The 2,678-nt window shown below is 65.2% G+C and carries 4 protein-coding genes; 3 read left to right on the top strand and 1 reads right to left on the bottom strand.

The window, feature by feature from the left end; all coding sequences use genetic code 11:
• The 3 genes from AX735_RS22470 to AX735_RS22460 all read left to right on the top strand — a co-directional run.
• Positions 1-385, top strand: a 385-nt coding sequence (locus AX735_RS22470; RefSeq protein WP_202189647.1) for a lipid II flippase MurJ, incomplete at its 5' end; no start/stop codon positions are given.
• Positions 386-420: 35 nt separating this feature from the next.
• Complete coding sequence (trpS, locus tag AX735_RS22465; protein ID WP_066284844.1) at positions 421-1,425, top strand: tryptophan--tRNA ligase; 1,005 nt, start codon at positions 421-423, stop codon at positions 1,423-1,425.
• A 115-nt stretch (positions 1,426-1,540) separates the two neighbouring features.
• Positions 1,541-2,233, top strand: a complete 693-nt coding sequence (locus tag AX735_RS22460) for a DUF4136 domain-containing protein (RefSeq protein WP_066284843.1) — start codon at positions 1,541-1,543, stop codon at positions 2,231-2,233.
• Positions 2,234-2,291: 58 nt separating this feature from the next.
• Here AX735_RS22460 and dut read toward each other — a convergent pair.
• The coding region (gene dut, locus AX735_RS22455; RefSeq protein WP_066284842.1) for a dUTP diphosphatase at positions 2,292-2,678 on the bottom strand (387 nt) is incomplete at its 5' end.

Below are 2,678 nucleotides of genomic sequence, written 5' to 3'. Positions count from 1 at the left end.
GGCGGCGATGCTGGTCAATCTCGTCGGCAATCTGGTGCTGATCTGGCCGTTGGGGCCGGTTGGCGTGGGCGTTGCGACGGCTCTGTCGGCCTGGGTCAATGTCGGCCTGCTGTTCGGCGTGCTCTACAAGCGCGGGCATATTCAGCCCGATGGGCGGCTGATCGCCAAGACCTGGCGCATCGTAGCGGCGGCGGCGCTGATGGGTGTGGCGCTCTGGTTCGGCGGGCATCTGGCTGAAGGCTGGATGGAAGGACGGCTCGAGCATCGCATCGCCGCACTCGCCGTCTTGTGCGGTGGCGGCGCCGCGGTATATGGGCTCGCAACGCTGGCGCTGGGCGCTTACCGGCTCAGCGAGATCAAGGGCATGCTGCGCCGCAAGGGCTAGGCGTCCCCTTCCCTTCAGGCGAGAAAGTAAAAGACATGCGCGTCCTTTCCGGCATCCAGCCGACCGGCAATCTGCACCTGGGCAATTATCTGGGCGCGATCCGTAACTGGGTGAAGATGCAGGACGAGATGGACGCCGAGAGCGCGTGCTTCTTCTTCCTCGCCGATCTGCATTCGATCACGGTGCACGAGGAGCGCGAGGCGCGCATCCGCAACGTGCGCGAAATGGCCGCTGCGCTCATCGCCTGCGGCATCGATGCGGACCGCAGCGTGCTGTTCAACCAGGCGCGGGTCCCTGCGCATGCCGAGCTTGCCTGGCTACTCAACGGCACCGCGCGCATCGGCTGGCTGAACCGCATGACCCAGTTCAAGGACAAGGCCGGCAAGAACCGCGAAGGCGCGAGCGTCGGCCTGTTCGTCTATCCGGTGCTGCAGGCCGCCGACATCCTGCTCTATCAGGCGACGCACGTCCCCGTGGGCGAGGACCAGAAGCAGCATCTGGAGCTGACTCGCGACATCGCGATGAAGTTCAACACCGATTTCGGCGTCGAGCTGTTCACCCTGCCTGATCCCTATATTCCCAAGGAATCGGCGCGGATCATGAGCTTGCGCGACGGCAATGCCAAGATGTCCAAGTCCGACCCGTCGGACATGAGCCGCATCAACCTGACCGACACGGATGACGAGATCGCGCAGAAGATCCGCAAGGCCAAGACCGATCCCGAACCGCTGCCGGACGTCGCATCTGCGCTGGAAGGCCGGGCCGAGGCGCTCAACCTGATCGGTATCTATGCGACGCTGACCGAATCAACGCCCGATGCCGTCTGCGCACAGTTTGCAGGCCAGGGCTTCGGCGCGTTCAAGCCCGCGCTCGCCGAAGTGCTGGTCGAGACGCTCCGTCCGATCCGTGAGCGTTTCGTCGAGCTCAAGGACGACGAGGCCGCGCTCGACGCGATCCTCGACAAGGGCGCGGAAAAGGCGCGGTCGGTTGCGGCGCCGACGCTGAGCGGCGCGTACGAGGCGCTCGGCCTGATGCGCTGAGCCGCAGCTGAACCTGCGCAGAATTGCGTTCAAACGGGGTTCATTCGCGGCCAGTTAGTCCTATATCCAGAGTCGGACGGCGCAGGGTCGCGCGCGTCCGCCATGGAGAGAAAAAATGACTGTTCGCAGCCGTTTTACCCGTCGTGCAGCGCTGTTTGCGGTGCCCGCCCTTGCCCTTGCGCTTTCGGCCTGCGCCACTCCGTTCAAGGCCGATGTCGCCCGCTTCCAGGCTCTGCCCGCTCCCCAGGGCCAGAGCTTTGTCGTCACCGCATCCGATCCGCGCCTGCAAGGCGGGCTGGAATTCGCGCAATATGCCGGGCTGGTGACGCGCCAGATGAGCCAGCTGGGCTATGTCCCCGCCAGCGATCCTTCGCGCGCCGACATGGTCGTGAGCTTTTCCTATGATGTCGACAATGGCCGCGAGAAGGTCGTGTCCGACGGCTTTGGCGGCGGCTGGGGCGCCGGTTTCGGCCCCTGGGGTGGTCCTTGGGGCGGCTTCTACGGCCGCCGCGCCTTTGGCTTCGGCTTCTATGATCCGTTCATCTTCGGCCCCGGCTGGAACAACGATGTGCGCAGCTACACCGTCTATACCAGCGAGCTCGACCTGAAGATCGACCGCGTCGCCGACAACCAGCGCCTGTTCGAAGGCAAGGCAGAGGCCCAGTCGCGCAGCAAGAACCTGCAATATCTGGTGCCGAATCTGGTCGACGCGATCTTCACCGATTTCCCTGGCCGCTCGGGTGAAACCGTCCGCATCTCGATCGCGCCCGAAGGCAAGAAGGTGAAGCCGATCCGCGAGACGCGGTGAGCTTGCTGCCCGCCTGAACTTCCTAGAATCCTCCCCGAGCTTGTCTCGGGGAGGATTTCTATACGCCCGTCGAGCCGAAGCCGCCGGCGCCGCGCTCGGTGGCGTCGAGATCATCCACCTCCGCGAAATCCGCGCGCTGCACCGGCGCTGCCACCAGTTGCGCGATGCGATCGCCCCTGCGGATCGGGAAGGGCGTGTCGCCATGGTTGATCAGGATGACCTTCAACTCGCCGCGATAATCGCTGTCGATCGTGCCGGGCGTATTGGGCACGGTGATGCCGTGCTTGAGCGCCAGGCCCGAGCGCGGACGCACCTGCACCTCGTACCCGTCCGGAATCGCCATCGCGAACCCCGTCGCCACCGCATGACGCTGGCCCGGCATCAGGTCGAGCTCTTCGGCAGCGACGACATCCATTCCCGCCGCGCCCGCCGTGGCATAGGCAGG

The organism is Blastomonas sp. CCH1-A6, assembly GCF_001556365.1.
Classification (GTDB): Bacteria; Pseudomonadota; Alphaproteobacteria; order Sphingomonadales; family Sphingomonadaceae; genus Blastomonas; species Blastomonas ursincola.
The sequence above is the reverse complement of the archived record's forward strand: the minus strand, read 5'-3'. Positions and strand labels throughout refer to the sequence as shown.

Coding starts and splice junctions, on each gene's coding strand:
- trpS (WP_066284844.1), top strand. CDS start 421: ATGCGCGTCCTTTCCGGCATCCAGCCGACCGGCAATCTGCACCTGGGC.
- AX735_RS22460 (WP_066284843.1), top strand. CDS start 1,541: ATGACTGTTCGCAGCCGTTTTACCCGTCGTGCAGCGCTGTTTGCGGTG.